Source organism: Halorarum salinum, assembly GCF_013402875.1.
Lineage (GTDB): Archaea > Halobacteriota > Halobacteria > Halobacteriales > Haloferacaceae > Halorarum > Halorarum salinum.
This window is the reverse complement of sequence record NZ_CP058579.1, coordinates 3,688,693-3,715,084: the sequence shown is the minus strand read 5'-3', so window position 1 is coordinate 3,715,084 and position 26,392 is coordinate 3,688,693. Positions and strand designations below refer to the sequence as shown.

Below are 26,392 nucleotides of genomic sequence, written 5' to 3'. Positions count from 1 at the left end.
CCCCTTCCGAGGCTCGCCGACCGACTACTGACGGTACTTTACGGTCGGAACCCGTACGTCCGATCGTGACGTCCCACATCCTCGTTCCGCTGGAGGACGCGGACCTCGCGACCGAAGCGCTGGAGTACGCGCTGTCGACGTTCCCGGACGCTGACATCACCGCCCTACACGTCGTCCACCCCTTCGAAGCGGACGTCGACCCCGAAGTCGGGTTCAGCGGCCCGTGGGACGGGGACTGGTTCGAGACCGCCACCGAGGAGGCCGAGGCGCTGCTCGAGCGTGCGCGGCACCTCGCCGACGAACGGGGCGTGGCGCTCTCGACGGCCGTCGAGCTCGGCCGTCCGGCCCGAACCATCCTCGACTACGTGGAGGAGCACGACGTCGATCACGTCGTCGTGGGGAGCCACGGGCGCTCCGGCGTCTCGCGCGTGCTCCTCGGGAGCGTCGCGGAGACTGTCGTCCGCCGTTCGCCCGTACCCGTCACGGTCGTGCGGTGACGTGCCCGCCGACCGGCGTGCTCGGCCGCCCACTCGCGCCCGGCAGTGCGAGCGCGCCGAGCGCGGCAACTCTTTTATCCCCCTTGTCGAAATGGACACATCCCTGGAGACACCGACGATGGCCCAGTCGCACCCGCTCGTTCGTCTGGAAACGCTCGCGTTGATCGCGATCGGGGGGTTCGTGGGTGCGACCCTGCGGCACCTTCTCGCGCTCGTGTTCCCCGGACTCGCCGGCACGTTCCTCGCGAACTCGCTCGGGAGCTTCCTGCTCGGCTTCATCCTCTACGAGGCGATCTACACGGAACTGCTGTCGGAGAAGACGCACCTCGTCGCGGCGACCGGGCTCCTGTCGTCGTTCACCACGTACAGCACGTTCGCGCTCCAGACCATGCAGGCGGCGCTCCCGTTCGGCGTACTCAACGTGGTCGCCAGCTACGCGTTCGGCTTCGGCGGCGTGCTGCTGGGCGCGGAACTCGCGGCGCAACTGGAGGTGGAGTGACCCGTGGAGCATCAGGCGTATCTCGTCGGGGCGGGCGGGATGCTCGGCGCGGTCCTTCGCTACCTGGTCGGCGAGTACGTCGACGTCGAGGCGTTCCCGCTGGGGACGCTGACGGTGAACGTCGTGGGGAGCTTCGTCCTCGGTCTCGTCACGTTCCTCGGCGCGGGCGAGGACGTCCTGCTGTTCGTCGGAACCGGGGTCTGCGGCTCGTTCACGACGTTCTCGTCGTTCTCGTTCGACACCGTTCGGCTCTGGGAGACCGGCGCGAGGGGAAAATCGATCGGCTACGCCACCGTCAACCTGATCGGGGCGCTGGTCGCCATCGGCCTGGCGTGGCTGGTGACCGGCCTCCCGTCGTAGGCTCCGGCGGGGCGTGACGGGGGCGGTTACGCGGGGAGCCAGGGCCAGAACCCCGCCGCCATCAGGTAGCCCGCGGCACCGGTGACGATGCCGACGACGACGGTGTACCACGCGATGGGAGAAGTGTACTCCGTGCGCTCGAGGGCGAGCAGGATCCAGAACGTGGCCCAGAGGACCCCCCAGATCCACCAGAGGGCCGCGAGCCCGAGGTCCCCGCTCAGGAGGACGAGCCAGCCGGTCGGGACGGTGACGACGGTGACGAAGATGCAGTACCAACCCAGCGAGCGCTGGTCCTCCTGGCCGATGTACGCGTTGCTCCCCACCCAGAGGTACGTGAACGCGAACAGGAGCGTCCCGGCGGCGTTGAACGCGGTCCCCTCGGAGGCGTCCCCGCCGAACGCCCACCACATCGCGATCAGGAACGTGAGCGCCCCGACGAAGAAGTTCAGGATGGACGTGTCCCGATCGGATCCCTTCCCCAGGAGCCACAGTCCGTTGACGATCAGGACGGCTCCGACGAACAGTAACCCCATTCCGAGAACGTCGTATAGTGGCATTGGTATACTCCCGTGTGATTTGTCAGCAGTTGGCCTACCAACGTGCAAGTTCGACCTCCTGTACCATAAACTATAGGTGCGCGCATGGAACCGGAAGGTAGTACGTCTCCTCGAGTCAGGTATCGCGTGGACCGGTAGCGGCCTCCCGTTTCCCCGTCGGTCGGCTTCGACCATCCGTGTACCCGACCTCCTCGCGGATCGACGAGTCCCTCCTGACGCGATCGCCCGCATCCTACCACGACGGTTCGGAGTTCCCTGCCGGCAGACGTCCCCGTCGACCGGAAGTCGCCCACGGCCGAAGTCAGTCGACGGCGAAGGCGATCACGACCGTCAGGACGAAGATCGCCAGGACGAGTCCGATCGTGACCTGGATCGACAGGTCTACGAGGAGAAACAGCACCCAGACGAGGAGCACGACCAGGGTGCCGAGTAGGTAAACCCAGTCCCGTCGCGTCGACGGGAGGATCGGGCGCAACGGTTTCGGATCCATCGGGTGACCGTTGAAACGATCGGAAAATAGCTGTTTCTCGTGCCGGCGCCCCGAGGATCGCAACAGGGACGGCCGCTAACACGACCGGCGCGGGGGCGAGTTCGCCGAGGAACGCCACGACGGGGACGGCCAGGAGCACCGGACCGAGCACCAACTGCGCGATACGATTACCACGAACGTCCCAGTCACTTCTGCCGTGAGGGACTCGACCGAGACGGTCGTCCGTGGGGGCGGGAACCCCGCTCGTGGACGTGACCGTCGACTCGCAGCGTCGACAGTCGGTCGACGGTCGGCGTCCGAGCCGCCGGTACCGCTTTCCTCGTCGCGACCCAATACGGGGCCATGACCACGACGGCGGAACTGGCGGGGTTCGTCCGCTCCGTCTCGTACGACTCCCTGTCGTCGGACGTGCGGGAGGAGCTCAAGAAGCGCGTGCTCGATTCGGTCGGCATCGGCGTCGGAGCGCTCGGCGCGGAACCGGTCGACGCCGTCGCGGCGACCGTCACGGAGTTCGGGCACGGCGGCCCGTGTCACCTCTGGGGCCGCGAGGAGACCGTCCCGCCGGCGGAGGCGGCGATGTACAACACGGCGCTCACGCGCTATCTGGACTTCATGGACTCGTTCCTCGCGCCGGGGGAGACGCCGCATCCGAGCGACAACGTCGCGAGCGTCGTCGCCTGTGGCGAGGTCGCGGACGCGTCCGGGCGGGAACTCCTCGAAGCCATCGGCGTCGCCTACGAGATCCAGGGCGAACTCGCGTGGAACGCGCCGGTTCGGGACCGGGGCTTTGACCACGTCACCCACACGGTGATCTCCGCGGCCGCGGGCGCCGGGGCGGTACTCGACCTCTCGCACGACCAACTCCGGAACGCCATCGGCATCGCGGGGACGGCCCACAACGCGCTCCGGGTCACCCGGACGGGCGGGATAAACGAGTGGAAGGGGATCGCCAGCGCGAACGCCGCCCGGAACGCCGTCTTCTCGGTGCTGCTCGCCCGGAACGGGATGGAGGGGCCGGTGAACCTGTTCGAGGGCCAGAAGGGATGGAAGGAGGTCGTCTCCGGGCCGTTCGAGGTGGACCTCGACCCGGGATGTGAGCACGTGTTCGACACGATGACGAAGCGCTACGTCGCCGAGACGTACGCGCAGTCGGCCGTGGAGGGGATCATCGAACTCGCCGAACGGGAGCGAATCGATCACGAGGACGTCGAGGCCATCCGCCTCGAGACGTTCGCCGGCGCGAAGCTCATCATCGGCGGCGGCGAGGGGTCGCGCTACGAGGTGGAGACGAAGGCCCAGGCGGACCACTCGCTGCCGTACATGCTCGCCGCGTCGCTCCTCGACCGCGAGATGACGGCCACGGCCTACGAGTCCGAGCGGATCCGACGCGGCGCGGTACAGACGCTCCTCCGACGGGTCGAGGTCGAGGAGGACCCCGCGCTGACCGAACGGTTCGAGGACGGCGAGATGCCGGCCCGCATCGAGGTCGAGCTCGCGGACGGCACGGTCCATCGGATCGAGAAGGACGCGTTCGGCGGCCACCCGTCCAAGCCGATGTCCTGGGAGCAGGTCGAGGCGAAGTTCACGACGATGGCCGAGGGGCGTTACGACGAGGCCCGTCGGGCCGAGATCGTCGAGACGATCCGGAGCCTCGAGGACCACGACGTCGCCGATCTCGTCGTCCTGCTCGACTGACCGGGACGGCGGCACGATCGGACAGCGCCGGGCCGACCGGCGCGTGCATGGCGTATCACTAAGGAATCGGCGAGCGAACGTCACTGTGACCATGACCGATTCGGACCTAGCGTTCAGCTTCCTGCACCGGAACCACCGGCCGGACAAACCGCGCGAGAAGGGGATCACCGAGATACGCGGCCCGTACTACGACCCGATGGGTCCCCGGGAACTCCGCGACATCCTCGAGACGATGGGCCGGTACGTCGACATCTACAAGTTCTCCGGCGGGTCGTTCGCGCTGATGCCCGAGGACGCCGTCCGGGAACTCCTCGACGTCTGCCACGAGTTCGACGTCGAGGTGTCGACCGGCGGCTTCATCGAGAACGTCCTCGTCCGGGACCACGACGAGGTCGAACGGTACGTCGAGGAGGCCGGCGACCTCGGCTTCGACATCGTCGAGATCTCCAGCGGGTTCCTCGCGGTCGACGTCGAGGACATGGTCGGGCTGACCGAACTCGTCGCCGACCACGGCCTGAAGCCCAAGCCGGAGATCAACGTCCAGTTCGGCGCCGGCGGGGCATCGAGCGTCGAGGAACTCGAGAGCGAGGAGGCGATCGACCCCGCGAGCGCCATCGCCGAGGCGGAGCGTCACCTCGAGGCCGGCGCGTACAAGATCATGGTCGAGTCCGAGGGGATCACCGAGCGCGTCCGCGAGTGGCGCACCGACGTCGCGTTCGCGATCGCGAACGAGGTCGGCATCGAGCACTGCGTGTTCGAGGCCGCCGACCCGCCGGTGTTCGAGTGGTACGTCAAGAACTTCGGGCCGAACGTCAACCTCTTCGTCGACAACTCCCAGATCGTCGAACTCGAGTGCATGCGCTCGGGCCTCTGGGGGAAGAAGAGCAGCTGGGGCCGGACCGTCACGTACGACCGCGGGTGAGCGGGGCGGACCGGTCCTCGACCCCGACGGCTCAGCGGCGGGAGCGTCGGGCGGCGCCGGCAGGTCGGACGCCCGTCTACGTCTCGCCGCTCGTTCCGTCCCCGTCCCGTACCTCGTCCGCCTCGTCCTCCGCGGACGACTGGACCTCCTCCACGTCGATGGACGTGCCCAGTTCGTTCTCGTCTATCGCGTCGTCGAGCGTTCCCCTGTCGGTCACTGCGCCGAGGCCTCCCTCCTCGACGGCGGACTTGATCGTCCCGACGTCGATCGCCGAATCGACGTCCTCCGAGTCGGTCGACGACCTCAGGGCGCGCCGGACGACGAGGTAGCCGGCCAGCGCCACCCCGCCCGAGGCGACCGCGCCCGGGACGCCGTACCGCTTGTACCCGAACTTGACCGCCTTCTTCCCGACCGCGTAGGCTCCGAGCATAGGGAACCGAGGTTGGCCCGGGAACGGCAAGAGGCTGTCGGCCCCCAGGGTCGGAACGCGCCGACACCGCGCGTTTCGGCGTCCGTTCGGCCGCCGCGGGGCGGGAAGTCGACGGGGACGGACGGTCCGGGTGAACCTCCTGGGGGTAGGGCGTCGACCCCGCGCCACCGGCGGCGCTTATGCTCCCCCGGTTCCCACCGTGTCACCGTGAGCGACACCGACCTCCGGCTCGCCGTGACGACGCGGGCGGAGACGTTCGAGCGCCTCCGTGAACGGTTCGCCGGGCGCGGCATCGACGTGGTCCACGTCCGGCCGGACGAGCGGGTGCTGCCGGTCACCGGGGAGGACTGCGTCGAATCGTTCCCCGACGCCGACGTCGGCTGGGTGTACCCCTCGCGGCTGATGGAGGGCGCGGTCGTCGACGCCGCCCTCGACGTCCCGTGGGTGAACGGCCGCGACGCGGTGCTGGACTCCCGGAACAAGGCCGGCGTGCTCACGGCGCTCTCGGACGCGGGCCTGCCCGTGCCCGAGACGACGCTCGTCTCCAACCCCGCCGACGAGGACGCGGTGCTCGCCGCGGCCGAGTCGCTCGGCTATCCCGTCGTCCTCAAGCCGAACTCCACGACACGCGGCGTCGGCGTGACGAAGGCGGCCGACCCGGACTCGCTGCTCGGCGCGACGGACTACCTCGACCTGGTCCACGACTACCGCGCCACCGGCGACAGGTCGTACCTCCTCCAGGAGTTCCTCCCGAACGCGCGCGACTACCGGGTGATGGTGGTCGACGGCGAGTACGCGGGGGCGGTCGAGCGGCGACTCCCGGCGGCGGGGACGGACGCCGGGAAGTGGAAACACAACGTCCACCGCGGCGCCGTCGCCGAGGGCGTCTCGCTCCCGGCGGAACGCCGCCGGCTGGCCGAGCGTGCCGCTGCGACGCTCTCGATCCCGCTGCTCGGCGTGGACCTGCTGGAGACGGACGGGAGGGTGGTCGTCTCCGAGACGAACGCGCGTCCGACCGTGGACGAGGCGACGAAGTACGAGGAGGGGTTCGACGAGGACCTCGCCGACCTGGTGTGGCGGACGGCGGGGCGGCGCTGACGGCGCCGGGGGGTAGACCCGGACCGCTCCGGCGGCGCGGGGACGGCCGGCGGTTCGGGTTCCCGCGGGCTACTCGACGTCGATGTCGGCCGACGGCTCCATCGCGTCGAACGTGACCTCGAGGACGCCGTTGTTGAACGACGCCGACGCGGAGTGCTCGTCGACGCGGACCGGGAGCCTGACGCGCTCGTCGTACCGGCGCGTCTCGCTGCGGGCGCTGATCGTGAGCGTCCGGCCGTCGCACTTCAGGTCGATGTCGTCCTTCCCGACGCCCGGGAGGTCCGCGAGGAGTCGCACCTCCTCGTCCTCGTGCTGGACCGAGACGTGCGTCTCGGTGCCGAACCCGCTGTCACCGCCGTGGGTGCCGGCGCCCGTCATCTGGTTCATCATCCGCTCGATCTCGTCGAAGATGTCGCCGAAGGGGTCGTCGCGGTCGTCTCGCATGCTCCGGACTTGCCCGTTAACCCCGATAAGCCTTCTCCCCCGGCCCAATTGAAAGCCCCTCCTTCGGATGCAGTTTCGCTAGAAACGGGCCTGATGGAGTACCTACTCGTGACCCTCGGGCCGCTTCCAGCGTGACTCGTCCTGATGGCGGGTCGTATGGCGGAACGGCATGGTATATTATTACGTTCAATCGACCTAATAACCCATCTATTATTTATATCGAACGCCGATGTCCCACCGATGTTCGACGTTCCAACCGACGAGGGAGTCGAGTCGGCGTACGAGTGCCTGCAGTGCGGGACGATCGTGACGGCCGACTCGCACCCCGGACAGTGTCCGGACTGCGGGGCGGAGATGCAGAACAGGGCGATGTCGCTCGAGTGAACGCCGGCTCGAACGTATGACAGGAGATGCCACCGCGACCGGGGCCCTCCCGGACGGCGGGGAACGGTCCGAGGAACCGGCACAGCGGACGGCGATCCGACAGCTCGAACACGCGGCCGACCTCCTCGAGGTCGACCCGAACATCGTCGAGCGCCTGAAACACCCCGCGCACGTCCACGAGGTCCACGTCCCGGTCGTCCGCGACGACGGGAGCCTGTCGGTGTACACCGGCTACCGCGTCCAGCACGACAGCGTCCGCGGGCCGTACAAGGGCGGCCTGCGCTACCACCCGGGCGTCACCCGGGAGGAGTGCGTCGGCCTCTCGATGTGGATGACCTGGAAGTGCGCCGTGATGGACCTCCCGTTCGGCGGCGCGAAGGGGGGCGTCGTCGTCGACCCCAAGGACCTGAGCAGGACCGAGCGCGAACGGCTCACCCGTCGGTTCACCGAGGAGATCCGCGACGCGATCGGCCCGAACAAGGACATCCCCGCGCCGGACATGGGCACCGACGCGCAGACGATGGCGTGGCTGATGGACGCCTACAGCATGCAGCAGGGCGAGACGCTCCCCGGCGTCGTCACGGGCAAGCCGCCGGTGGTGGGCGGGTCGGAGGGGCGCGAGGAGGCGCCCGGCCGCAGCGTCGCCATCGTCACCCGCGAGGCGTGCAAGCACTACGGCTACCCCCTCGAGGGGACGACCGTCGCCGTACAGGGGTTCGGCAGCGTCGGCGCGAACGCCGCCCGCCTGCTCGACGACTGGGGAGCGACCGTCGTCGCGATCAGCGACGTCAACGGGGCCGCCTACGACCCGGTGGGGATTCCGATCCACGAGATCCCCTCCCACGACGAGGAGCCCGAAGCCGTGACGAGGTACGCCGAGACGCACGCGGAGGGCACCGTCACCAACGCGGAACTGCTCGAACTCGACGTCGACGTGCTGATCCCCGCGGCGGTCGGCAACGTCCTCACCGGGGCGAACGCCGACGACGTGCGGGCGACGATGGTCGTCGAGGGGGCGAACGGGCCGACGACGAGCGCGGCCGACGCCATCCTCGCGGAACGGGACGTCCCCGTCGTCCCCGACATCCTGGCGAACGCCGGCGGCGTCACCGTCTCGTACTTCGAGTGGCTCCAGGACATCAACCGGCGGTCGTGGTCGCTCGAACGGGTCCACCGCGAACTCGAGTCGGAGATGACGGCCGCGTGGGAGGCTGTCGAGGCGGTGGTCGAGGAGCGCGGCGTGACGTGGCGCGACGCGGCGTACGTCGTCGCGCTCGACAGGGTCGGTCGCGCGCACGAGGCGCGCGGGATCTGGCCCTGACCGGGCGGCGTCCCGCGGGTCACCCCCGCGTGCCGCGGGCCGCCGCCCCGCCATGACGACAATTTAAGTCCGACCGCGTCGGTTATTCGAACATGAGTAAATCGAACCTCGCCGCGGACGCGGACGTCGCCGACCCCGTCCGGGTCGGCCTGAACGGCTTCGGCCGCATCGGCCGGAACGTGTTCCGGGCAGTGCGGTCGGACCCGCGGATCGAACTCGTCGGCGTCAACGACGTGATGGACGGCGAGGAGATGCGCTACCTCGCGAGCTACGACTCGGTCATGGGTCGGCTCGACGGGCTGTCCTACGACGACGCGAGCGGGGAGCTCGTCCTCGGCGACACGGCGGTGCCGGTGCTCGACGAGCAGGACCCCGGGGAGCTCCCGTGGGACGAACTCGACGCGGACGTGGTGCTCGAGTGCACCGGCGTGTTCCGGACCCACGAGGACGCCGCCCGGCACGTGGAGGCGGGCGCGGACGTGGTCGTCGTCTCCGCGCCGCCGAAGGGCGAGACCCCGGTCAAACAGCTCGTCTACGGCGTCAACCACGGGGAGTACGACGGCGAGTCGGTCGTCTCGAACGCCTCCTGTACGACCAACTCCGTGACGCCGGTCGCGAAGGTGCTCGACGACGAGTTCGGCCTCGCCCACGGCATGCTCACGACGGTCCACGCCTACACCGGCTCCCAGAACCTCGTCGACGGGCCGAAGGGGAAGACCCGCCGCGGCCGCGCGGCCGCCGAGAACATCGTGCCGACCTCGACCGGCGCGGCGAAGGCGACGACCGAGATCCTGCCCGGCCTCGAGGGGAAACTCGACGGGATGGCGATGCGCGTCCCCGTGCCGAACGGCTCGGTCACGGACTTCGTGGTCGATCTCGAGGGTTCGCCGGGCGCCGAGGAGATCAACGACGCCTTCCGGGCGGCCGCGGACGACGGGCCGCTCGCGGGCGTGCTGGGCTACACCGACGACGAAGTCGTCTCGCGCGACATCCTGGGGCTGCCGTTCTCCTCGTACGTCGACCTGAACTCGACGAACGTCGTGGGCGAGGACGGCCTGGCGAAGGTGCTCGCCTGGTACGACAACGAGTACGGCTTCTCCAACCGGCTGCTCGACGTGGCCGCCCACGTGAGTTCCCGCTGACGGCGCGGAACGCGCTCACCCGTCGTCGGCGGACGACCCCGACGGCCGGACCGCGGCCCACGGGTCGGACCGGCCGTCGCGAAAGTCCCCGACAAGTCAGGGGTTATCAACCTTCGTCCCGGACCCCGACGCATGACCGCTCACGACATCGTCGTCGTCGGCGGCGGCTGCGTCGGCTGTTCGGTGGCGCGGTCGCTCGCGTCGAAGTCGGACCTCGACGTCGCCGTCGTCGAGAAGGAGCACCACCTCGCGGCCCACCAGAGCGGCCGCAACTCGGGGGTACTCCACCCGGGGTTCAACTACGAACCCGGCTCGCTGAAGGCGAGGTTCGCCACCGAAGGGACCCGCCGGATGAAGGAGTACGCGGCCGAACACGGCGTTCCGATCGAGGATTTCGGCGTCCTCGTCGTCGCCCGGAACGACCGCGAGGAGGCGCACCTCGAGACCATGCAGGAGCGGGCGACCGAGAACGGAGTCGGGACCGAACTCCTGTACGAGCCGGACGCCATCGCCGAACACGAGCCGCACGCGACGGGGCAGGCGGCGCTGTACGCGCCGGGGGCGGCCTCCATCGACTCCCAGCAGTACGTCTACTCGCTCGCCCGCGATCTCGCGGACCGCGGCGTCGACCTCTACACCGGCACCCGCGTCGACGACGTCCGGCGGGACCTCGACGGCTTCCGGCTCGACACCACCTCCGGGGAGCTACGGGCGGGGTACGTCGTCAACGCCGCCGGGCTCCACGCCGACCACGTCGCCGCGGAGTTCGGCGTCGGCGAGGGGCTCCAGGTCGTCCCGTTCCGCGGGGAGTACTACGAGGTCGTCCCCGAGCGGCGCCACCTCTGCGAGACGATGATCTACCCGACGCCGGACCCGGACCTGCCGTTCCTCGGCGTCCACTTCACCCGGCGCACCGACGGCAAGGTCATCGTCGGGCCGAACGCGGTGCTGGCGTTCGGCCGCGAGGCCTACGGGAACACCGACGTGAACCCACGCGAACTCGCGGAGACGCTCGGCTACCGCGGCTTCCGGCGGCTGATGGCCGACCCGAAGATACTGAAGGTCGGATGGGACGAACTCAACAGGTCCTACCGGAAGGGGAAGTTCGTCGAGGCCGCGCGGCGGCTCGTCCCCGGGGCCGAGGCCGACGACTTCACGAGGAGCTACGCCGGCATCCGGGCACAGCTCGTGAGCGAGGACGGCGACCTGGTCAAGGACCCGCTGTTCGAGCACGCCGGCGACTCCACGCACGTCCTCAACGCCGTCTCGCCCGGGCTCACCTGCTCGCTCCCGTTCGGGGACCACCTCTCGGACGCGGTTCTGGAGAACCTTGACAGGTAACTCGGGCGGAACCGCCTCGCGTTCGGGTCGGGGCGACTCCCGGAGGGGGATCGCCGAGGGGCCGGGCCGGGGGCGCTGACGCCGTGGCACCCCTCTCGTCGATCGTCGGGAGCGACGCCGAGGTGCTCCGCGAGCGGCCGTTCCAGCTGTTGCTCCTCGCGAACGTGCTCCCGGCGCTGGGAACGGCGCTCCTCTCGCCGGTGCTCGGCTCGCTCGTCGACCCGCTCGGGACGACGACGGCGAACGTGGGCCTGCTGATGTCGGCGTTCACCGGCCCCGCCGTCGTCGTGATCCCCGTCGCGGGCGTGATCGCCGACCGGCTCGGGCGACGCCCCGTCATCCTCTTCGGGCTCCTGTGGTTCGGCGCGGCCGGGTCCGCCATCGCGCTCACGACGGACTTCCGCGTCGCGCTCGGGCTGCGGATGCTCCAGGGCGTCGGCTTCGCCGCGCTCACCCCGATCATCATCACGAGCATCGGCGACCTCTACACCGGGACGAAGGAGGCGACCGCGCAGGGGCTCCGCTTCACGGGGACCGGCGTGGCCCAGACGGCGTTCCCGCTCGCGGCGGGCGCGCTGGTCGTGCTCGCGTGGCAGTACCCGTTCCTGCTGTACGCTGTCGCGTTCCCCATCGCGGCGGTCGTGTACCTGTGGTTCGAGGAGCCGGTCGACCCCGAGGCCGACGCCGATGACGACGGGCGGGACGTCCGGACGCAGCTCCGGGAGCTGTGGGCGCTCGTCTCCCAGCGGCGCGCCTGGGCGATGGTCGTCGCGCGCGGGACGCCGATGTTCGTCTGGCTCGGGTTCCTCACGTACAACTCGATCGTCGTCGTCGACCTCGTCGGCGGCACGCCGGTCCAGGCGGGCGTCCTCGCGGCGCTCAGTAGCCTCAGCTTCGCGCTCGCCGCGAGCCAGGCCGGCCGCATCACCGAGCGGTTCGACAGCCGGCTGTGGCCGCTCGTGGCGATGAACGTCGCGATGGCCGTCGGGCTCAGCCTCGTGTTCGTCGCTGGGACGCTCGTCGCCGCGTTCGTCGGCGCGGTCACGATGGGCACTGGGTTCGGGGTCGTCCTCTCGCTGTACCGGAGCGTCATCACGAACATGGCCGACCCGGCCCGGCGCGGCGGCCTGGTGAGCGTGGGGGAGGGCGTCGGGCGCCTGAGCGCGACGCTCGCGCCGATCCTCATGGGCGGGGCCATCGCGCTCGCGGCGCCGCGGCTCGGGTTCGCGTCGGCGGTCCGGTCGGTCGGCGTCGCGACGAGCGTGCTCGCGGCGGCCGCCGGCATCGGCTGCCTGTTCCTGGTCCACCGCGCGCCGCCCGTTCGAGCCGACGCGTGAGCCGCCCCGCCGGGCGCGAAATCGTGATCCCCGTCCGGGGTTCGGCCCGCGCCCGTTGCCGGACCCCGCGGGTACTTGTACGCCCGGCCGAGTACGTTCCGGCCGGACGGTCCCGACGCGGACCGCCGCTCAGCCATGGACACGGACACGCCCCACATCGTCGTGCTCGACGACGACGCGCACGCCGTCCCGGCCGCCGACTACGTGGAGATCCTCCGGGACGGGCTGCCGGACGCGACGGTCGAGCACGCCCGCATGCCGGCCGAGGTGCGGGAACTCGTCCCGCGTGCGGAGGTCGTCACCGGGAAGGCGCTCGACGCGGAGACGGTCCGAGCCGCTCCGCGGCTCGAACTGTTCGCCTGCACGACGGCGGGGGTCAACCACCTCCCGCTGGACGCCTTCGAGGACGCCGGGGTTGCGGTCACGAACGCCTCGGGGGTCCACGGCCCGAACATGGCCGAACACGTGATCGGGTGGCTGCTGATGTTCACCAGACGGCTCGACGAGGGGCTCCGCCGGCAGCGGCGCCGCGAGTGGCGCCGGTTCCAGTCGTTCGGGGAGCTCGAGGGGCGGACCGTCACCGTCGTCGGCCTGGGGGCCATCGGCGAGGCGATCGTCCGTCGGCTGGAGCCGTTCGGCGTCGAGACCGTCGGCGTCCGCTACTCGCCGGGGAAGGGCGGCCCGACCGACGAGGTGATCGGGTACGGCGAGGCGGAGTTCGCGGACGCGCTGGCGCGGACCGACGTGCTCGTGCTCGCGTGCCCGCTCACCGGGACGACGGAGGGGCTCGTCGGCGCGGAGGAACTGCGGACGCTCCCGCCGGACGCGGTCGTCGTCAACGTCGCCCGCGGCGGGGTCCTCGACACGGACGCGCTGGTCGACGCGCTGCGGTGGAACCGGATCCACGGCGCCGCCCTCGACGTGACGGACCCGGAGCCGCTGCCGGAGGACCACCCGCTCTGGTCGATGGAGAACGTCTTTCTCACCCCCCACGCGGCGGGCCACACGCCGAAGTACTGGGAGCGGGTCGCGGGGATACTCATCGAGAACCTCGAGCACGTCGAGGCGGACGGCGAGCACCGCGACCTGCGGAACCAGGTCGTCTGACCGGTTCGCCGTCCGTCCGGGCGACGCGCTCGCGTCGAAGAGATATTTCGCGGAACCCAAGGCCATAAGCCCGGGCCCGTGGGAGCCACTACCGAATGAGGGATTACTCCAACCATGCGACGGAGCGGCCGGAGGGGGCGGACGTCGAGATCACCGGGATCGAGTCCGCGGCGGTCGAGGGGAACTTCGAGTGGAACCTGGTGAAGGTGCACACCGACGCGGGCGTGACGGGCGTCGGCGAGTCGTACCGGGGCGGCGGCGTCCCCGAGATCATCGAGTACACCAACCGCTTCCTCGTCGGGGAGAACCCGCTGGACGTGGAGCGACTGTTCCGGCTCATCGTGCAGGAGATGTCGGGCCACGGCGGCACGACCGGGAAGGTCGTCACCGCGGCGTCGGGCATCGAGATCGCGCTGTGGGACGTCGCGGGGAAGATTCTCGACGTCCCCGTCTACCAGTTGCTCGGCTCGAAGTACCGCGACCGGGTGCGCATCTACTGCGACTGCCACGCGGGCGAGGCGTACGCCGTCGACGAGGGCGGGTTCACCGAGTACGCGGACGAGGAGGCGTACACGCCCGAGGCGTACGCGGCCGAGGCCGAGCGCGTGCTCGACATGGGATTCACCGCCATCAAGTTCGACCTCGACATGGAGATGGACAACGACCCGGACCCCGCCAACGGCCGGCTCTCGAACGCCGCCGTCCGGCACAAGGTCGAGGTCGTCGACGCGGTCCGGGAGGCGGTCGGCTACGACGTCGACCTCGCGTTCGACTGCCACTGGGACTACACCGTCGAGAGCGCCAAGCGCCTGGCGCGGAAGCTCGAACCCTACGACCTGATGTGGCTCGAGGACCCGGTGCCGCCGGAGGAGACGCGCGCCCAGCGGGAGGTCGCCCGGGCGACCGCCACCCCGACCGCGACCGGCGAGAACCGGTTCCGCGTCCACGAACTGACCGAACTGCTCGACGACTACGCGGTGGACGTCGCGACCCCGGACCCGACGACGCTCGGGGGTCTGGCGGAGTCCAAGCGCGTCGCGGACCGCGCGGAGGAGCGCTACATCCCGTTCTCGCCGCACAACGTCTGCAGCCCGGTCGGGACGATGGCCTGCGTCCACCTCTGCGCCGCGATTCCGAACGCCGACGTGCTGGAGTACCACGCGCTCGAGGTCGACTGGTGGGACGACCTGCTCACCCGCGAGGAGCCGGTCATCGAGGACGGCTACGTCGACGTGCCGACCGAACCCGGCCTCGGCGTCGAACTCGACGAGGACGTCGTCGAGGAGCACCTCGTGCCCGGCACGGACGGGTTCGACTGAGTCGGGTCCACGGCGTTTCGCGAACGGATTTTTTCGGCGTCGGTCGGCATACGAACCAGCCTGCCGGCGCGCGCGACGCGAGCCCCCTCGTGGGGCGAGCACGACGCGCGCGAGGGACGAGCACCGCAGCCGATGGAGCGAACGGAGTGAGCGACCGAGGCGAGGAGCGCAGGAGGCTGGGGAGGGCGAGGTGCGGGGCGGTGCGGTGGGTGGGACTGAAAGGGGCCGCGGCTGTCGGCGAACCCCGGGCCCTCAAGCACCACAGGGAGCGAACGAAGTGAGCGACCGAGGAGCGCAGAGCGGCCCGCGGGAGTCGACAGCCGCGGGGGCTTTCGAGAGCATCATCGTCGTCCCCTCGACTTCTGCAAGAACACCGACCAAAGAAACGGAGAACCCGTAACGCCTAGAACATCACGTCCACTCGAACCGTTCGAGCGCGTCCTCGTCCAGCACGACCCCGTGGCCCGGCCTGTCCGGGAGTTCGATCATGCCGTCGTCGCCCGGCCCCAGCGGCTCCGCCACCACGTCGTCGAACGCCTTCACGTCCATGTCGCGGTAGAAGTACTCCACCCAGAGACCGTTCTCGACGCCGCCCAGCAGCGACGCGTGGAGGTTCCAGTTGTAGTGGGGCGCGACCGGCACGTCGTGGGCCGCCGCGAAGTGGGCGATCTTCAGCCACTCCGTGATGCCGCCACACACCGTCGCGTCCGGCTGGAGGACCCCCGCCGCGCCCGTGTCCGACAGCCGCGCGAAGTTGTGCCGGGTCCCCTCCAGCTCCCCCGTCGCGACGGGGTAGTCGATGGCGTCGTTCACCTCGGCCATCGTCTCGACGCGGTCGATCATCACCGGCTCCTCGATGAAGTAGGGGTCGTACGGCTCGAACGCGCGGCAGGCCCTGACCGCCTCGGGCGTCGTCTCCCACACGCCGTTCGCGTCCAGCAGGAGCGTCCGGTCCGGGCCGATCTCGTCGCGGACCGCCGCCACGCGCTCGACCTCCTCTGGGACGGAGCGTCGCCCGACCTTCATCTTCACCACGTCGTGGCCCTCGTCGAGGTAGCGGCGCATCTCCGCGCGGAGGCCATCGTGGCCCTTGTCGTCGCGGTAGTAGCCGCCGCTCCCGTAGGAGGGGACCGCGTCGGCGTACCCGCCGAGCAGCTTGTACAGCGGCTGGTCGGCCGCCTTCGCCTTCAGGTCCCACAGCGCGATGTCGACGCTGGAGATGGCGCGTAGCATGACGCCGGTCCGGCCGATCTGGATGTTGCCGTCGTACATCTCGCGCCACAGACGCTCGGTGTCGCGGGGATCCTCGCCGACCAGCAGCGGTTCGAGCATCGTCTCGACCGCCTGCGCGAGCAGCGGCGCGCCCTCGTAGCCCAGCGAGTAGCCGACGCCCTCCAGGCCGTCCGTGGTCCGGACGTGCGTGATCACGTGGTCGCGGAACGTGATCGTCCGGTTGGAGAACGAGACCGGCGAGTCGAGCGGGATCTTGATCGGGTAGGATTCGACCTCGGCGATTTCCATGGGGGAACGGCGACCCACTCGTCGTTATACCCGCGCGTGGGAGCAAAACTTGCTCCAGCACACGATTTACACCCCCCGCTCCCCTCGGGTCGCGCATGGACTTCCCGGAGCGATCCGACGTCGACGGGCTGATCGAGCCCCAGCCGCTGCCGTCGTTCGCGCGCGTTCGCCACGAACCGGAGACGGAGACCGTCGCGGACCCCGCGGCGACGACGCGGTCGGAGCTGGACCGGCTCGAGTTCGAGGGGCTCGAACCGGGCGCGACCGTCGCCGTCGGCGCCGGCAGCAGGGGTATCCACGGCATCGACGACGTGGTCGAGGCGACGATCGCGGAGCTCGAGGAGCGGGGCTTCGACCCCGTCGTCGTCCCCGCGATGGGGAGCCACGGCGGCGCGACCCCCGAGGGGCAGCGCGAGGTGCTCGAGGTGCTCGGCGTCACCGAGGAGCGGCTGGGCGTCCCCATCGACGCGCGGATGGACGCCGACCCGGTCGGCGAGATCGAGGTCGGCGACACGACCGCGACGGTGTACTTCTCGGCGGCCGCCCTCGAGGCCGACGCCGTCCTGGTGATCAACCGCGTCAAGGCGCACACCAACTTCAGCGGGCGCCTGGAGAGCGGGCTCTGCAAGATGACCGTCGTCGGCCTCGGCAAGCAGCGCGGGGCGAAGTCGTTCCACTCGACGGCGATCAAGGAGGGGTACCTGGAGACGCTCGAGCCCGCGCTCGCGACCATCCGGGAGTCGGCCCCGCTGCTCGGAGGCGTCGCGCTCGTGGAGAACTTCCGGGAGGAGACGGCCCACGTCGAGGCGATCCCGGCGGCCGAGTTCACCGAGCGCGAGCCGGCGCTGCTCGAACGGGCGTACGACGAGATGGCGACGCTCCCGGTCGAGGAGGTCGACCTCCTCGTCGTCGACGAACTCGGCAAGGAGATCTCGGGCGCCGGGATGGACACGAACGTCATCGGCCGGTACCGCGTGCTCAACACGGACGACCCCGAGAGACCCGCGATCAAGCTGATCTACGCCCGGGGGCTCACCGAGGGAACGAAGGGGAACGGCAACGGCATCGGGCTCGCGGACGTCACCCGACGGGCCGCGGTCGACCAGCTCGACGCGAAGAAGACGTACGCGAACGCGCTGACGAGCGGGTCGCTCGCGAAGGCGAAGCTCCCCGTCGTCGCGCCCGACGACGAGTTCGCGCTGCGGACCTCGCTGGCCGCCCTCGGCGGCTACGACCCGGAGACGGTACGCATCGTCTGGGTGAAGAACACGCAGGACCTCACGGAGTTCCACGTCTCGGAGCCGCTTCTGGACGAACTCCCGGAGGGCGCCCGCGTGCTCGATCGCGAGGAGCTCCGGTTCGAGGACGGGACGCGTTCGTTCCGGACGGAGTAGCGGCGTCGGCGCCCGGGCGCGGTCGCGGCGCCGTCGGAACCGAGTCCGCTTGCCCCTAGGGAAAATCTTTCCCCGTCATATCCGGTGTCCCATCACATGGACCTAGAGATAGACGGCAACGCGGCGCTCGTCACGGCATCCAGCAGCGGCCTCGGGAAGGCGTCGGCGACGGCGCTCGCCCGCGAGGGCGTGAACGTGGTCGTCAACGGGCGCGACGAGGAGCGACTGGCCGAGGCGACGTCCGAGATCGAGGCGGAGGCGACCGGCGAGGTCGTCGCCCAGCCCGGCGACCTGACCGACGAGGACGACGTCGCCGCGCTGGTGGAGACGACGGTGGAGGAGTTCGGGGGGCTGGACCACCTGGTGACGAGCGCGGGCGGACCGCCCTCCGGTGCGTTCCTGGAGACGGACGACGAGGACTGGTACGACGCGTACGACCTGCTCGTCATGAGCGTCGTCCGGCTGGCTCGAGAGGCCCACCCGCACCTGCAGGACGGCGACGGCGGCACCATCGTCAACATCACCTCCCGCAGCGTGAAGGAGGCGCTCGACAGCCTCGTGCTCTCGAACTCGGTGCGGATGAGCGTCGTGGGGCTCGAGAAGACGCTCTCGAAGGAGTTCGCGCCGGAGGTGCGCGCCAACACCGTGCTCCCCGGCCCGCACGAGACCTCCCGCATCCAGGACCTCGTGAACCAGGCGGTCGACCGCGGCGACTACGACTCCTACGAGGAGGGGCTGAGCGACTGGGCGGGCAACCCGCTCGAACGCATCGGCGACCCGATGGAACTGGGCAACACCGTCGCGTTCCTCTCCTCGCCGAAGTCCGGCTTCGTCAACGGGACCGCGCTCCCCATCGACGGCGGCTCCACGGGCGCGAACCTATGAGGCCGGTCGACTTCGACGACGCGGAGACGTACGAGCCGGAGGAGGGCTGGCGGCGCGTCTCGCTGGCCGGCAGCGAGCGGTTCGCGTTCGAGTGGTTCGAGAAGCCGCCGGGCCACAGCTCCCCGATGCACGACCACGAGAACGAGCAGGTGTGTCTCTGCCTGCGCGGCGAACTCACCGTCGCGACCGAGGACGACGAGGTGACGCTGGAGCAGTACGACTCCGTGCTGCTGGAGTCCTGGGAGACTCACCGCGTCGAGAACACGGGCGACGAACTGGCGGTCGGCTTGGACGTGTTCGCGCCGGGGCGCTCGTTCGACTTCTGGACGGACCGGGAATGACGATGAAGTACCTCGCACGCACGGCGACCGGCGACCCGCTGCTCGGCGACGACGAGGGGTTCGTCCCGCTCGGCGCCGCGAACCCCGACCTGGGGAGCGTCCGCGAGGCGCTCCCGCACGCGGCCGCGGGCACGCTCGGCGACCCGGACGGGGCGACCGCCGACCGGGTCCCCGCCGGGGACCTCACGTTCGGCGCGCCGCTCGAACGCTTCGGGAAGCTCTGGGGCATCGGCCTGAACTACGAGGAGCACGCCGGCGACCTCGACGAGGACCGCCCCCAGGAGCCCGCGAGCTTCATGAAGCCGAACACGGTCCTGCGGGGGCCGGGCGGCCCGATCCGACTGCCGCCGACCGAGCAGAGCGAGCGGGTCACCGCCGAGGCCGAACTCGCCGTGCTGATCGGCCGCGAGTGTCGCTCCGTCGCGGGGGACGAGGTCGACGACGTGATCGCCGGTTTCCTCCCGGTCATCGACATGACCGCCGAGGACGTGCTCCAGCGCAACCCGCGGTTCCTGACGCGCGCGAAGAGCTACGACTCGTTCCTCGTCGTCGGGCCGACGATCGCGGTCCCGGAGGAGCCGATCGGACTGAGCGAGCTCTCGGTGCGGACGGAGGTCAACGACGCCGTCGAGGCGGAGAACGGGATCGAGAACATGCTGTTCCCGCCCCGGGAGATCGTCTCGTTCCACTCGGACGTGATGACGCTCCGCCCGGGCGACCTGTTCAGCACCGGGACGCCCGGCGCGGCCCCGATCGAACCCGGCGACCACGTCCGAGCAGTCGTGGAGTCCATCGGGTCGGTCGACGCGCCCGTCACCCGCTGAGCACGTCGGAACCCACCCTCCGTTTTCCTATAAGACGATTTTCACGATCGGAGATGGTAATGGAGATTTCATGTTCTGTGGGTTCGGAAATCGGTCGGCTGTCGCGGTCCATCCTCAGGTTACGGCCCTTCAATCCTTCGTTACCGGACGCTAACTGGATGCGGATCGGACACGAATCGGGCCGTAGCTGTCACGATAAATGTGTATGTTGTTATTTTTACCGCTAGTTTCGCGCAGCCAACGAAAGGATTGTTATAGATGCCCCCATTCGACACGGATGACTATGGCAGATGATCCCATCCGCCGGCGACAGTTCCTGTACGGAAGCGCGACAGCGGGCGTAGTCGGCCTCGCCGGCTGCGGCGGGGACGGCGGCAACGGCGGAGGAAACGGCGGCGGCAACGGCGACGGGAACGGCGGCGGTAACGGCGACGGTAACGGCGGCGGCAACGGCGGCGGCAACGGCGGCGGCAGCGGGGACCTCTCGCTCAGGGTCGGCACGTCGACCGGCGGGACGCGCGACGTCGGCCTCGCCGTCGAGCGTGCGGTCAGCCAGAACAGCGACTCGCTCGACTACTCGACCGTCGAGAGTCCGGGGTACATCGGCACCCTGTACCGGCTCGACCAGGACCAGTTCGACGCCGGCATCGTCGACAACAACTCGATGACGAAGGCGGCGAACGACCGGGGGGACTTCTCCGAGCAGTCGGTCGACTCGGTCCCGTATCAGGGGTTCTTCGCGTTCCCGTACAGCATCTACGTCGTCGCACGGTCGGACACCGACATCGAGACGTTCGACGACCTCGCGGGCAAGAACGTCTACCCGGCCGAGCCCGGGTTCTCGACGCGCGCGACGACGCTCGACGTCTGGTCGCAGGACCCGACCGCGGACGTCTACGACCAGATGAACATCCAGAACATGGGCGTCAGCGACGCGCCGGGCGCCATGGAGGAGGGCCGCATCGACGCCGCCATCGCGTACGGCACCCCGGGCGCCGGCCACACCGGCTGGGTGACCGAGTACGACGCGCGGGTCGACGTCAAGTACGTCGAACCGACCGACGCGCTCCGCCAGTCCGCCGAGCAGTACGCGGGCGCGGGCTCCTCGGACATCTCCGTCGACGAGTTCAACTGGCAACAGGACATCGGCACCGACGAGGTGTTCACCTGGGACCTGCAGGTCACCTACGTCTTCCACCCCGACGCGAACGCCGACGCGGTGTACGAACTGTGCCGCGTCGTCGACGAGCACAACGACACCGTCACCGAGGCGGAGAACCAGTTCATCACCGTCGAGTCCACCGAGGACCTGCTCGGCGCCGCGCTCGAGGGCGACCAGTACCCGTTCCACCCGGGGGCGGCCCAGTACTTCCAGGACAAGGACGCCTGGGACGACAGCCTGACCGTGGGCGAGTAGACCGGCCCGAGAGTCCGCCCGGGTCTCCTGCACCGACCGTTCGACGACCCTCCCCGTCGAGGGTAAGTTAACATACGACGCGATTCAACCACTAACGAATGAGTTCAGAGACAGACCAACGGAGTACTCTCGTATCCAATACCCTACGCGGCCTGGACGTTAGCGTCACCGTGAGCGCGATCCTGTTCTGGGGGATCGTCCTCTTCTGGGCGTACACCCAGACCATGTCTCGCGTCCAGTACGGCGTGATCTTCGTCGGCGGCATCCTCACCGTCTACGCGATCGACCAGACCCGACAGGCGCTCGAGGCGGGCGACAGGATCGACGCGGCGGTGCTGTTGCCGGCGTCGATCATCCTCATCTCGGCCTCGCTCTACTTCGCGGCCAACTTCGACCGGGTGTACGTCATGCAGCAGGGGTACGCGCTCGAGCACGAGTACCAGCTCGCGCGGATCATCATCGTCTCCATCCTGTATCTCACCTGGCGCGAGTTCGGGAACCTCTTCCTCGGCCTCGTGGGCGGCGCGATGATCTACGGCGTCTTCGGCAACCACGCGCCCGGGATCCTCAACCACGGCGGGATGACGGAGCTGACGCTCCTCCAGTCGCTGGTCACCGACCTCTACGGGTTCTACGGGAGCCTCACGCAGCTGACGGCCGCGTGGATCGCGCCGTTCCTCCTCTATGCGGGCCTGCTGTTCGGCTACGGGGCGTTCGATCTGATCCTCCGGGTCGCCATCCAGTCGGGCAAGTACATCGAGTCGGGCGTCGCCCAGACGGCGGTGCTGGCGTCGGCGGTCATCGGGTCGATCAACGGTTCCTACACCGCGAACGCCGCGATGACCGGGTCGTTCACCATCCCGACGATGAAGGACAGCGGCATGAAGGGCTACCGGGCGGCCGGCATCGAGTCGGTCGCGTCGACGTCCGGGCAGGTGCTCCCGCCGGTCATGGGCGCCTCGGCGTTCGTGATGGCCTCGTACCTGGGGGTCGCCTACATCGACATCGTCGTCGCGGGGCTGGTCCCGGCGGCCATCCTCGTCGCCTGCATCGGCATCGCGGTCCACTACACCGCGATCAGCGACACGAGCGACCAGGAGATGGAGTTCTCCGAGTTCTTCGACGACGAACTCACGAACGACGAGAAGCTGTTCGAGGCGGTCCGGTTCGGCGTCCCGTTCCTCGTGTTGATCTACCTCCTCGGGATCCTCCAGTACACGGTGATGACCTCGGCGCTGTACACCATCGTCGCGATGGTCGTCTTCGGCGTCGCCGTCCCGCCGATCCAGCGGGCGCTCGACGGCTCCGAGACGGGTCCCGGCTCCGAACTGGTCGACCAGTTCTGGAACACGGTGCTCGGGTTCCGGCGCGGCGCGATCATCCTCGCGCCCATCGCCATCATCCTGGTGGCGGTCAACGGCGTCATCGACATCTTCAGCGTCACCGGCGTCCCGAACAAGATCGCCCTGCTGCTCATGGACCTCTCCGGCGGCGTCCTGCTGTTCGCCGTGCTGCTCGCGATGGTCGTGAGCATCGTGATGGGCGTGGGGATGCCGACGGTCGCGGCCTACGTCATCGTCGCCATCCTCATCGCGCCGACGCTCATCTCGGACTTCGCCGTCCCCGCCATCACGGCCCACTACACCGTCTTCTACGCGGCCATCCTCGCGGGGATCACCCCGCCGGTCGCGACGGCGGCCGTGGTCACCGCCGGCATCGCGGAGGCGAACTTCTGGCGCGTCTGCGGGGCCGCGATCAAGATCGCCGCGCCGCTCTTCGTTCTCCCTGTCGCGTTCGTCTACAACCCGGCGATCGTCTCGATGTCGCTCGGGCTGCCGACGCTGATCGCCGGCGCGCTGGTGCTGATGGGCGGCATCGCGATGATCTACGGGCTGAACTACCCGTTCGAGATGCGGGTGGGGCGCCGGGTGCTGCTCCGGGTCGCGCTGACCGTGCTCGGCGTGCTCGTGATGGTCTACCCCGGTGAACTGGCGAAGCTCGCCGGCGTGGCCGTCTTCGCGGCCGTGTTCGTCGCCGAGAAGGTGATCACGCGCGGCATGAAACTGCCGTTCCTGAAGGGGGTGGGCCAATGAGCGACTCCAAGACGGCCGAGGCGGCCGAGGAGCACGCCGACGTCGAGAACGTCGGCGGACTCGAGGAGGTCCTGCCGGATCCGCTGCTGCCCGTCTACGACCGGTTCCGGCTCGTCCAGGAGTTCCGGGAGACGCACGGCGACTCCTACACGAAGGTCCTCGAGGGGATCGTCGCCCTCGTGCTCACCGGCGGCTACGTCTACTGGCTGTACCTCTTCTTCCTCGCCGGCTGACCCCGTAGGGGGGTTCGCCGGCGGCGGCTCCGACCGACGGCCGGGGGCGACGCCGTCCCCGAACCGTCGAAACGTTCTCGGACGACCGCGTCGCGGAGGCGGACGCCTACCCGTCCCACTCGGCCGCGCGCTTCACGTCGTGGGGGATGTGGCCGCCCCCCTCGCGGGCGTCCCTGAGGTACGCGCGCAGATCCGGTCGGACGTCGGGGTGGGCACACTGCTCGATGATCAGTTGCGCGCACTCGACGGGCGAGCGGCCACGCACGTCGGCGACGCCCTGCTCGGTGACGAACACGTCGACGTCATGTTCGGTGTGGTCGACGTGGAACGTCATCGGGACGACCCGGGACACCTCGCCGCCCTTCAGCGTCGAGGGGAGCGCGCAGACGGTCACCAGCGAGTTCCTGTTGTAGTCGGCCGAGCCGCCGACTCCGTTTATCATCCGCGTGCCGCCGACGTGGGTCGAGTTGACGTTGCCGTAGACGTCCACCTCGATGGCGCTGTTGACGCCGACGACGCCGAACCGGTCGATGAGCCCCGCGTGGTTCGAGACGTCGGCCGGGCGGAGCACGACGTCCTCGGCGTACCGCTCGACGTCCGCGAACAGGCGCTCCTGCCCCTCCGCGGTGAGCGCGAGCGAGGTCGCGCTCGCGCACTCGAGCCGGCCGGCGTCGAGCATGTCGAGCAGGCCGTCCTGGATGAGTTCGCCGAAGTAGACGACGTCGCGGCCGCCGAACTCGAGGTCCATCAGCTCGCCCATCAGCGCGTTGCCGAGCGAGCCGACGCCGAACTGGAGGTGGACGGCGTCCTCGAACGCCGGCGAGCGCTCCATCTCCGCCGCGAGGAACGTGCCGAGGTTCGCGGCGATGGCCAGGTCGTCGTCGGTCGGATCGCGGAAGGTGTACGTCGAGTCGGGTCGGTCCGTCTCCACGACGGCGACGAGCTTCCCGGGGTCGAACGCCACGTGGGCGGTGCCGATGCGGTCCCCGGGACCGGAGAGCGGAATCGGGCCGCGGTCCGGCGGCGCGTCGGGGCGGTGGACGTCGTGGAGCGCCGCGAGTCCGAGCGGCTGGGCCCGGTTCACCTCGACGATCAGCTCGTCGGCGGCCTCGACGAACGCCGGCGTCGCCCCGAGCGACGTCGAGGGGACGAACCAGTCCTCGCCGACCGCGACCGCCTCGACGACCGCCACGTCGGGGTCGACCATCCCGCCGTACTGGACCTCGTCGCCGATGGCGGAGGCGTTCCGGTCGGTGAACGCGACCTCGCGGTCGTTCGTGGCCGCGCGGGCGACCGACGAGGACTGGTACGTCGAGCGGCGGGCGACCGCGCCCGACTCGACGAGCGAGACGTCGATCTCCTCGCCGACGTTGCCGCTGCTCACGAGCGTGAGCGAGAGGTCGCGGTCCGAGTCGGCCAGCGCGAGCGGCACGAGTTTCGGGTAGCCGACGCTGCCGAACCCGCTTGTGAGCACCGTCGCGTCGTCGGCGACGATGGCGGCGGCGCTCCCGGCGTCGGTCACCGGGAGGTCGCCGTGCAGTCGTCCGTCGAGCGCGTCGGCGTCGGTGGGCGCTCCCGACATCTCAGAGGTTCGACCCGATCGACCCGCCGTCGATGGGGAGCGCGGTCCCGTTGACGAAGCCGGACTTCGGCGAGGAGAGGAACGCGACGGTGGCCCCGAACTCCTCGGTCGTCCCGAGGCGGTCCAGCGGGACCTCCGCGACGCGCGCGGCGCTCGCCTCGTCGGCGGACTCGTAATCTCCCCGTTCGACCGCCTGGTCGACGAGGTTGCGCACGCGCTCGGTGTCGTGTGACCCCGGGAGGACTGCGTTCGCGCGCACCTCCGGGGCGAGCTCCTTCGAGAGCGTCTTCTCCAGGCCGACCACGCCCGCCCGCACCGAGTTCGAGAGGACCATGCTGTCGACCGCCTCCTTCACGGTCCGCGACGCGACGGTCACGACGGTCCCACCGCCGTCCGCGCGGAGGTGGGGGGCCGCCTCCCGGACCGTCCGAACGACGCTCATGACGAGCAGGTCGTACGCGTCGTACCAGTCCCCGTCGGTGGTGTCGAGGAACGCGCCCGACGGCGGGCCCCCGGCGCTCGTCACCAGGTGGTCCAGCCCCCCGAACTCCTCTGCCGTCGTCGACACGAGGTTCCGCACGCCGTCGGGGTCGGTCAGATCGCCTGCGATCGGCACGACCCTCGCGTCCCCGGCCGCCTCCCCGCGGAGGTCGGCCGCGGCCGACTCCAGCGTCGACTCGGTCCGGCCGTTGATCGCCACGTTCGCCCCCTCGCGGACGAGCGCCCGCGCCGATGCCTTTCCGAGCCCCCCGCTCGAGGCGGTCACGAGCGCCGCGTCGCCGTCGATGCCCAGATCCATGCGGGGACCTCCGGCGAGTACCGGTATAATCGTTGGCCCGTCCCGAAACGTTGCTGGCAGGTTCGCCGGCGGGCGTTCCGGGGGCCGCCCAGACCCGCCGCTCCTCGGGGGTCCAACCACGCGGCGCGCGGCGGCAGCGCCTCGGTCACGCGAGCGAGAGAAGCGAGCGAGCGTGATGGTTCGAGACGGCCTCGCCGTCTCGTCACGCCGAGAATCGAAGATTCTCGGAGCACCTCCCGGGACCGGAGGTCCCGGGTAGTGCGCGTCCGGCCCGCGCGAGGCTCACGCGAACGACGGCGGCCGCACCGAGTCCAGCCCGCGGGGGCTTTCGACGACTGCGCCACGACGGCTGAACCGGGC

At 69.9% G+C, this 26,392-nt stretch carries 27 protein-coding genes; 20 read left to right on the top strand and 7 right to left on the bottom strand.

Annotation, left to right across the window (positions count from 1 at the left end):
- Window positions 1–65 precede the first annotated feature (65 nt).
- The 3 genes from HUG12_RS18795 to crcB all read left to right on the top strand — a co-directional run bounded on the left by HUG12_RS18795 (window position 66) and on the right by crcB (window position 1,356).
- Window positions 66–497 (top strand): universal stress protein, encoded by a 432-nt coding sequence (locus HUG12_RS18795; protein ID WP_179270249.1) that lies wholly within the window; start codon window positions 66–68, stop codon window positions 495–497.
- A gap of 118 nt (window positions 498–615) precedes the next feature.
- Window positions 616–996 carry a fluoride efflux transporter FluC gene (locus tag HUG12_RS18790; RefSeq protein ID WP_179270696.1) on the top strand — a complete coding sequence of 127 codons (381 nt, stop codon included), beginning with the start codon at window positions 616–618 and terminating at the stop codon, window positions 994–996.
- A gap of 39 nt (window positions 997–1,035) precedes the next feature.
- Window positions 1,036–1,356 (top strand): fluoride efflux transporter CrcB, encoded by a 321-nt coding sequence (gene crcB / locus HUG12_RS18785; RefSeq protein ID WP_345777011.1) that lies wholly within the window; start codon window positions 1,036–1,038, stop codon window positions 1,354–1,356.
- A 26-nt stretch (window positions 1,357–1,382) separates the two neighbouring features.
- On the opposite strand, the gene HUG12_RS18780 is transcribed toward crcB, so the two are convergent.
- Window positions 1,383–1,913 carry an AmiS/UreI family transporter gene (locus HUG12_RS18780; RefSeq protein ID WP_218836353.1) on the bottom strand — a complete coding sequence of 177 codons (531 nt, stop codon included), beginning with the start codon at window positions 1,911–1,913 and terminating at the stop codon, window positions 1,383–1,385.
- Window positions 1,914–2,214: 301 nt separating this feature from the next.
- On the bottom strand, window positions 2,215–2,403 hold the full coding sequence (locus HUG12_RS18775) for a hypothetical protein (protein WP_179270247.1): 189 nt from the start codon (window positions 2,401–2,403) through the stop codon (window positions 2,215–2,217).
- Window positions 2,404–2,745: 342 nt separating this feature from the next.
- Here HUG12_RS18775 and HUG12_RS18770 point away from each other — a divergent pair, with 342 nt between their 5' ends.
- Both HUG12_RS18770 and HUG12_RS18765 read left to right on the top strand, forming a co-directional pair.
- Window positions 2,746–4,098, top strand: a complete 1,353-nt coding sequence (locus HUG12_RS18770) for an MmgE/PrpD family protein (protein ID WP_179270246.1) — start codon at window positions 2,746–2,748, stop codon at window positions 4,096–4,098.
- Between the two features lie 91 nt (window positions 4,099–4,189).
- Window positions 4,190–5,020: a phosphosulfolactate synthase gene (locus tag HUG12_RS18765; protein ID WP_179270245.1), complete on the top strand. Its 831-nt coding sequence runs from the start codon at window positions 4,190–4,192 to the stop codon at window positions 5,018–5,020.
- Between the two features lie 76 nt (window positions 5,021–5,096).
- On the opposite strand, the gene HUG12_RS18760 is transcribed toward HUG12_RS18765, so the two are convergent.
- Window positions 5,097–5,450, bottom strand: coding sequence for a hypothetical protein (locus tag HUG12_RS18760; protein WP_179270244.1), 354 nt, complete (start codon window positions 5,448–5,450; stop codon window positions 5,097–5,099).
- A 207-nt stretch (window positions 5,451–5,657) separates the two neighbouring features.
- Between HUG12_RS18760 and HUG12_RS18755 the strand changes: the two genes are divergently transcribed.
- Window positions 5,658–6,548, top strand: coding sequence for an ATP-grasp domain-containing protein (locus HUG12_RS18755; RefSeq protein WP_179270243.1), 891 nt, complete (start codon window positions 5,658–5,660; stop codon window positions 6,546–6,548).
- Window positions 6,549–6,617: 69 nt separating this feature from the next.
- Here HUG12_RS18755 and HUG12_RS18750 read toward each other — a convergent pair whose 3' ends face one another.
- Window positions 6,618–6,992, bottom strand: a complete 375-nt coding sequence (locus HUG12_RS18750) for an Hsp20/alpha crystallin family protein (protein ID WP_179270242.1) — start codon at window positions 6,990–6,992, stop codon at window positions 6,618–6,620.
- Window positions 6,993–7,232: 240 nt separating this feature from the next.
- On the opposite strand from HUG12_RS18750, the gene HUG12_RS18745 reads away from it, so the two are divergent.
- The 7 genes from HUG12_RS18745 to HUG12_RS18715 all read left to right on the top strand — a co-directional run bounded on the left by HUG12_RS18745 (window position 7,233) and on the right by HUG12_RS18715 (window position 14,943).
- On the top strand, window positions 7,233–7,376 hold the full coding sequence (locus tag HUG12_RS18745; RefSeq protein ID WP_179270241.1) for a rubrerythrin-like domain-containing protein: 144 nt from the start codon (window positions 7,233–7,235) through the stop codon (window positions 7,374–7,376).
- Window positions 7,377–7,392: 16 nt separating this feature from the next.
- Window positions 7,393–8,697 carry a glutamate dehydrogenase GdhB gene (gene gdhB, locus HUG12_RS18740; RefSeq protein WP_179270240.1) on the top strand — a complete coding sequence of 435 codons (1,305 nt, stop codon included), beginning with the start codon at window positions 7,393–7,395 and terminating at the stop codon, window positions 8,695–8,697.
- 92 nt (window positions 8,698–8,789) lie between these two features.
- Window positions 8,790–9,839 carry a type I glyceraldehyde-3-phosphate dehydrogenase gene (gene gap / locus HUG12_RS18735; RefSeq protein ID WP_179270239.1) on the top strand — a complete coding sequence of 350 codons (1,050 nt, stop codon included), beginning with the start codon at window positions 8,790–8,792 and terminating at the stop codon, window positions 9,837–9,839.
- A 132-nt stretch (window positions 9,840–9,971) separates the two neighbouring features.
- The gene (gene lhgO / locus HUG12_RS18730; RefSeq protein WP_179270238.1) at window positions 9,972–11,180 is read left to right on the top strand and encodes an L-2-hydroxyglutarate oxidase; all 1,209 of its coding nucleotides are present in this window, start codon (window positions 9,972–9,974) and stop codon (window positions 11,178–11,180) included.
- Window positions 11,181–11,263: 83 nt separating this feature from the next.
- Window positions 11,264–12,517: an MFS transporter gene (locus HUG12_RS18725; RefSeq protein WP_179270237.1), complete on the top strand. Its 1,254-nt coding sequence runs from the start codon at window positions 11,264–11,266 to the stop codon at window positions 12,515–12,517.
- Between the two features lie 135 nt (window positions 12,518–12,652).
- Window positions 12,653–13,624, top strand: a complete 972-nt coding sequence (locus HUG12_RS18720) for a D-2-hydroxyacid dehydrogenase (protein WP_179270236.1) — start codon at window positions 12,653–12,655, stop codon at window positions 13,622–13,624.
- A gap of 95 nt (window positions 13,625–13,719) precedes the next feature.
- A complete protein-coding gene (locus HUG12_RS18715; RefSeq protein WP_179270235.1) occupies window positions 13,720–14,943 on the top strand; it encodes a mandelate racemase/muconate lactonizing enzyme family protein in 1,224 nt (407 codons plus the stop codon).
- Between the two features lie 411 nt (window positions 14,944–15,354).
- On the opposite strand, the gene HUG12_RS18710 is transcribed toward HUG12_RS18715, so the two are convergent.
- Complete coding sequence (locus tag HUG12_RS18710) at window positions 15,355–16,464, bottom strand: mandelate racemase/muconate lactonizing enzyme family protein (RefSeq protein WP_179270234.1); 1,110 nt, start codon at window positions 16,462–16,464, stop codon at window positions 15,355–15,357.
- A 95-nt stretch (window positions 16,465–16,559) separates the two neighbouring features.
- Here HUG12_RS18710 and HUG12_RS18705 point away from each other — a divergent pair, with 95 nt between their 5' ends.
- The 7 genes from HUG12_RS18705 to HUG12_RS18675 all read left to right on the top strand — a co-directional run bounded on the left by HUG12_RS18705 (window position 16,560) and on the right by HUG12_RS18675 (window position 23,651).
- On the top strand, window positions 16,560–17,858 hold the full coding sequence (locus tag HUG12_RS18705) for a DUF362 domain-containing protein (RefSeq protein WP_179270233.1): 1,299 nt from the start codon (window positions 16,560–16,562) through the stop codon (window positions 17,856–17,858).
- A 96-nt stretch (window positions 17,859–17,954) separates the two neighbouring features.
- Window positions 17,955–18,743 carry an SDR family oxidoreductase gene (locus HUG12_RS18700; protein WP_179270232.1) on the top strand — a complete coding sequence of 263 codons (789 nt, stop codon included), beginning with the start codon at window positions 17,955–17,957 and terminating at the stop codon, window positions 18,741–18,743.
- A complete protein-coding gene (locus HUG12_RS18695; RefSeq protein ID WP_179270231.1) occupies window positions 18,740–19,084 on the top strand; it encodes a cupin domain-containing protein in 345 nt (114 codons plus the stop codon). Before HUG12_RS18700 ends, HUG12_RS18695 begins: the two co-directional genes overlap by 4 nt.
- A gap of 2 nt (window positions 19,085–19,086) precedes the next feature.
- Window positions 19,087–19,908 (top strand): fumarylacetoacetate hydrolase family protein, encoded by an 822-nt coding sequence (locus tag HUG12_RS18690; protein ID WP_179270230.1) that lies wholly within the window; start codon window positions 19,087–19,089, stop codon window positions 19,906–19,908.
- 283 nt (window positions 19,909–20,191) lie between these two features.
- Window positions 20,192–21,325 carry a TAXI family TRAP transporter solute-binding subunit gene (locus HUG12_RS18685; RefSeq protein ID WP_179270229.1) on the top strand — a complete coding sequence of 378 codons (1,134 nt, stop codon included), beginning with the start codon at window positions 20,192–20,194 and terminating at the stop codon, window positions 21,323–21,325.
- A gap of 98 nt (window positions 21,326–21,423) precedes the next feature.
- Window positions 21,424–23,418, top strand: coding sequence for a TRAP transporter permease (locus HUG12_RS18680; protein WP_179270228.1), 1,995 nt, complete (start codon window positions 21,424–21,426; stop codon window positions 23,416–23,418).
- Window positions 23,415–23,651 carry a hypothetical protein gene (locus tag HUG12_RS18675; protein WP_179270227.1) on the top strand — a complete coding sequence of 79 codons (237 nt, stop codon included), beginning with the start codon at window positions 23,415–23,417 and terminating at the stop codon, window positions 23,649–23,651. Before HUG12_RS18680 ends, HUG12_RS18675 begins: the two co-directional genes overlap by 4 nt.
- 106 nt (window positions 23,652–23,757) lie before the next feature.
- On the opposite strand, the gene HUG12_RS18670 is transcribed toward HUG12_RS18675, so the two are convergent.
- A complete protein-coding gene (locus HUG12_RS18670) occupies window positions 23,758–25,233 on the bottom strand; it encodes an acetyl-CoA hydrolase/transferase C-terminal domain-containing protein (RefSeq protein ID WP_179270226.1) in 1,476 nt (491 codons plus the stop codon).
- A gap of 1 nt (window position 25,234) precedes the next feature.
- The gene (locus tag HUG12_RS18665; RefSeq protein ID WP_179270225.1) at window positions 25,235–26,032 is read right to left on the bottom strand and encodes an SDR family oxidoreductase; all 798 of its coding nucleotides are present in this window, start codon (window positions 26,030–26,032) and stop codon (window positions 25,235–25,237) included.
- Window positions 26,033–26,392 lie beyond the last annotated feature (360 nt).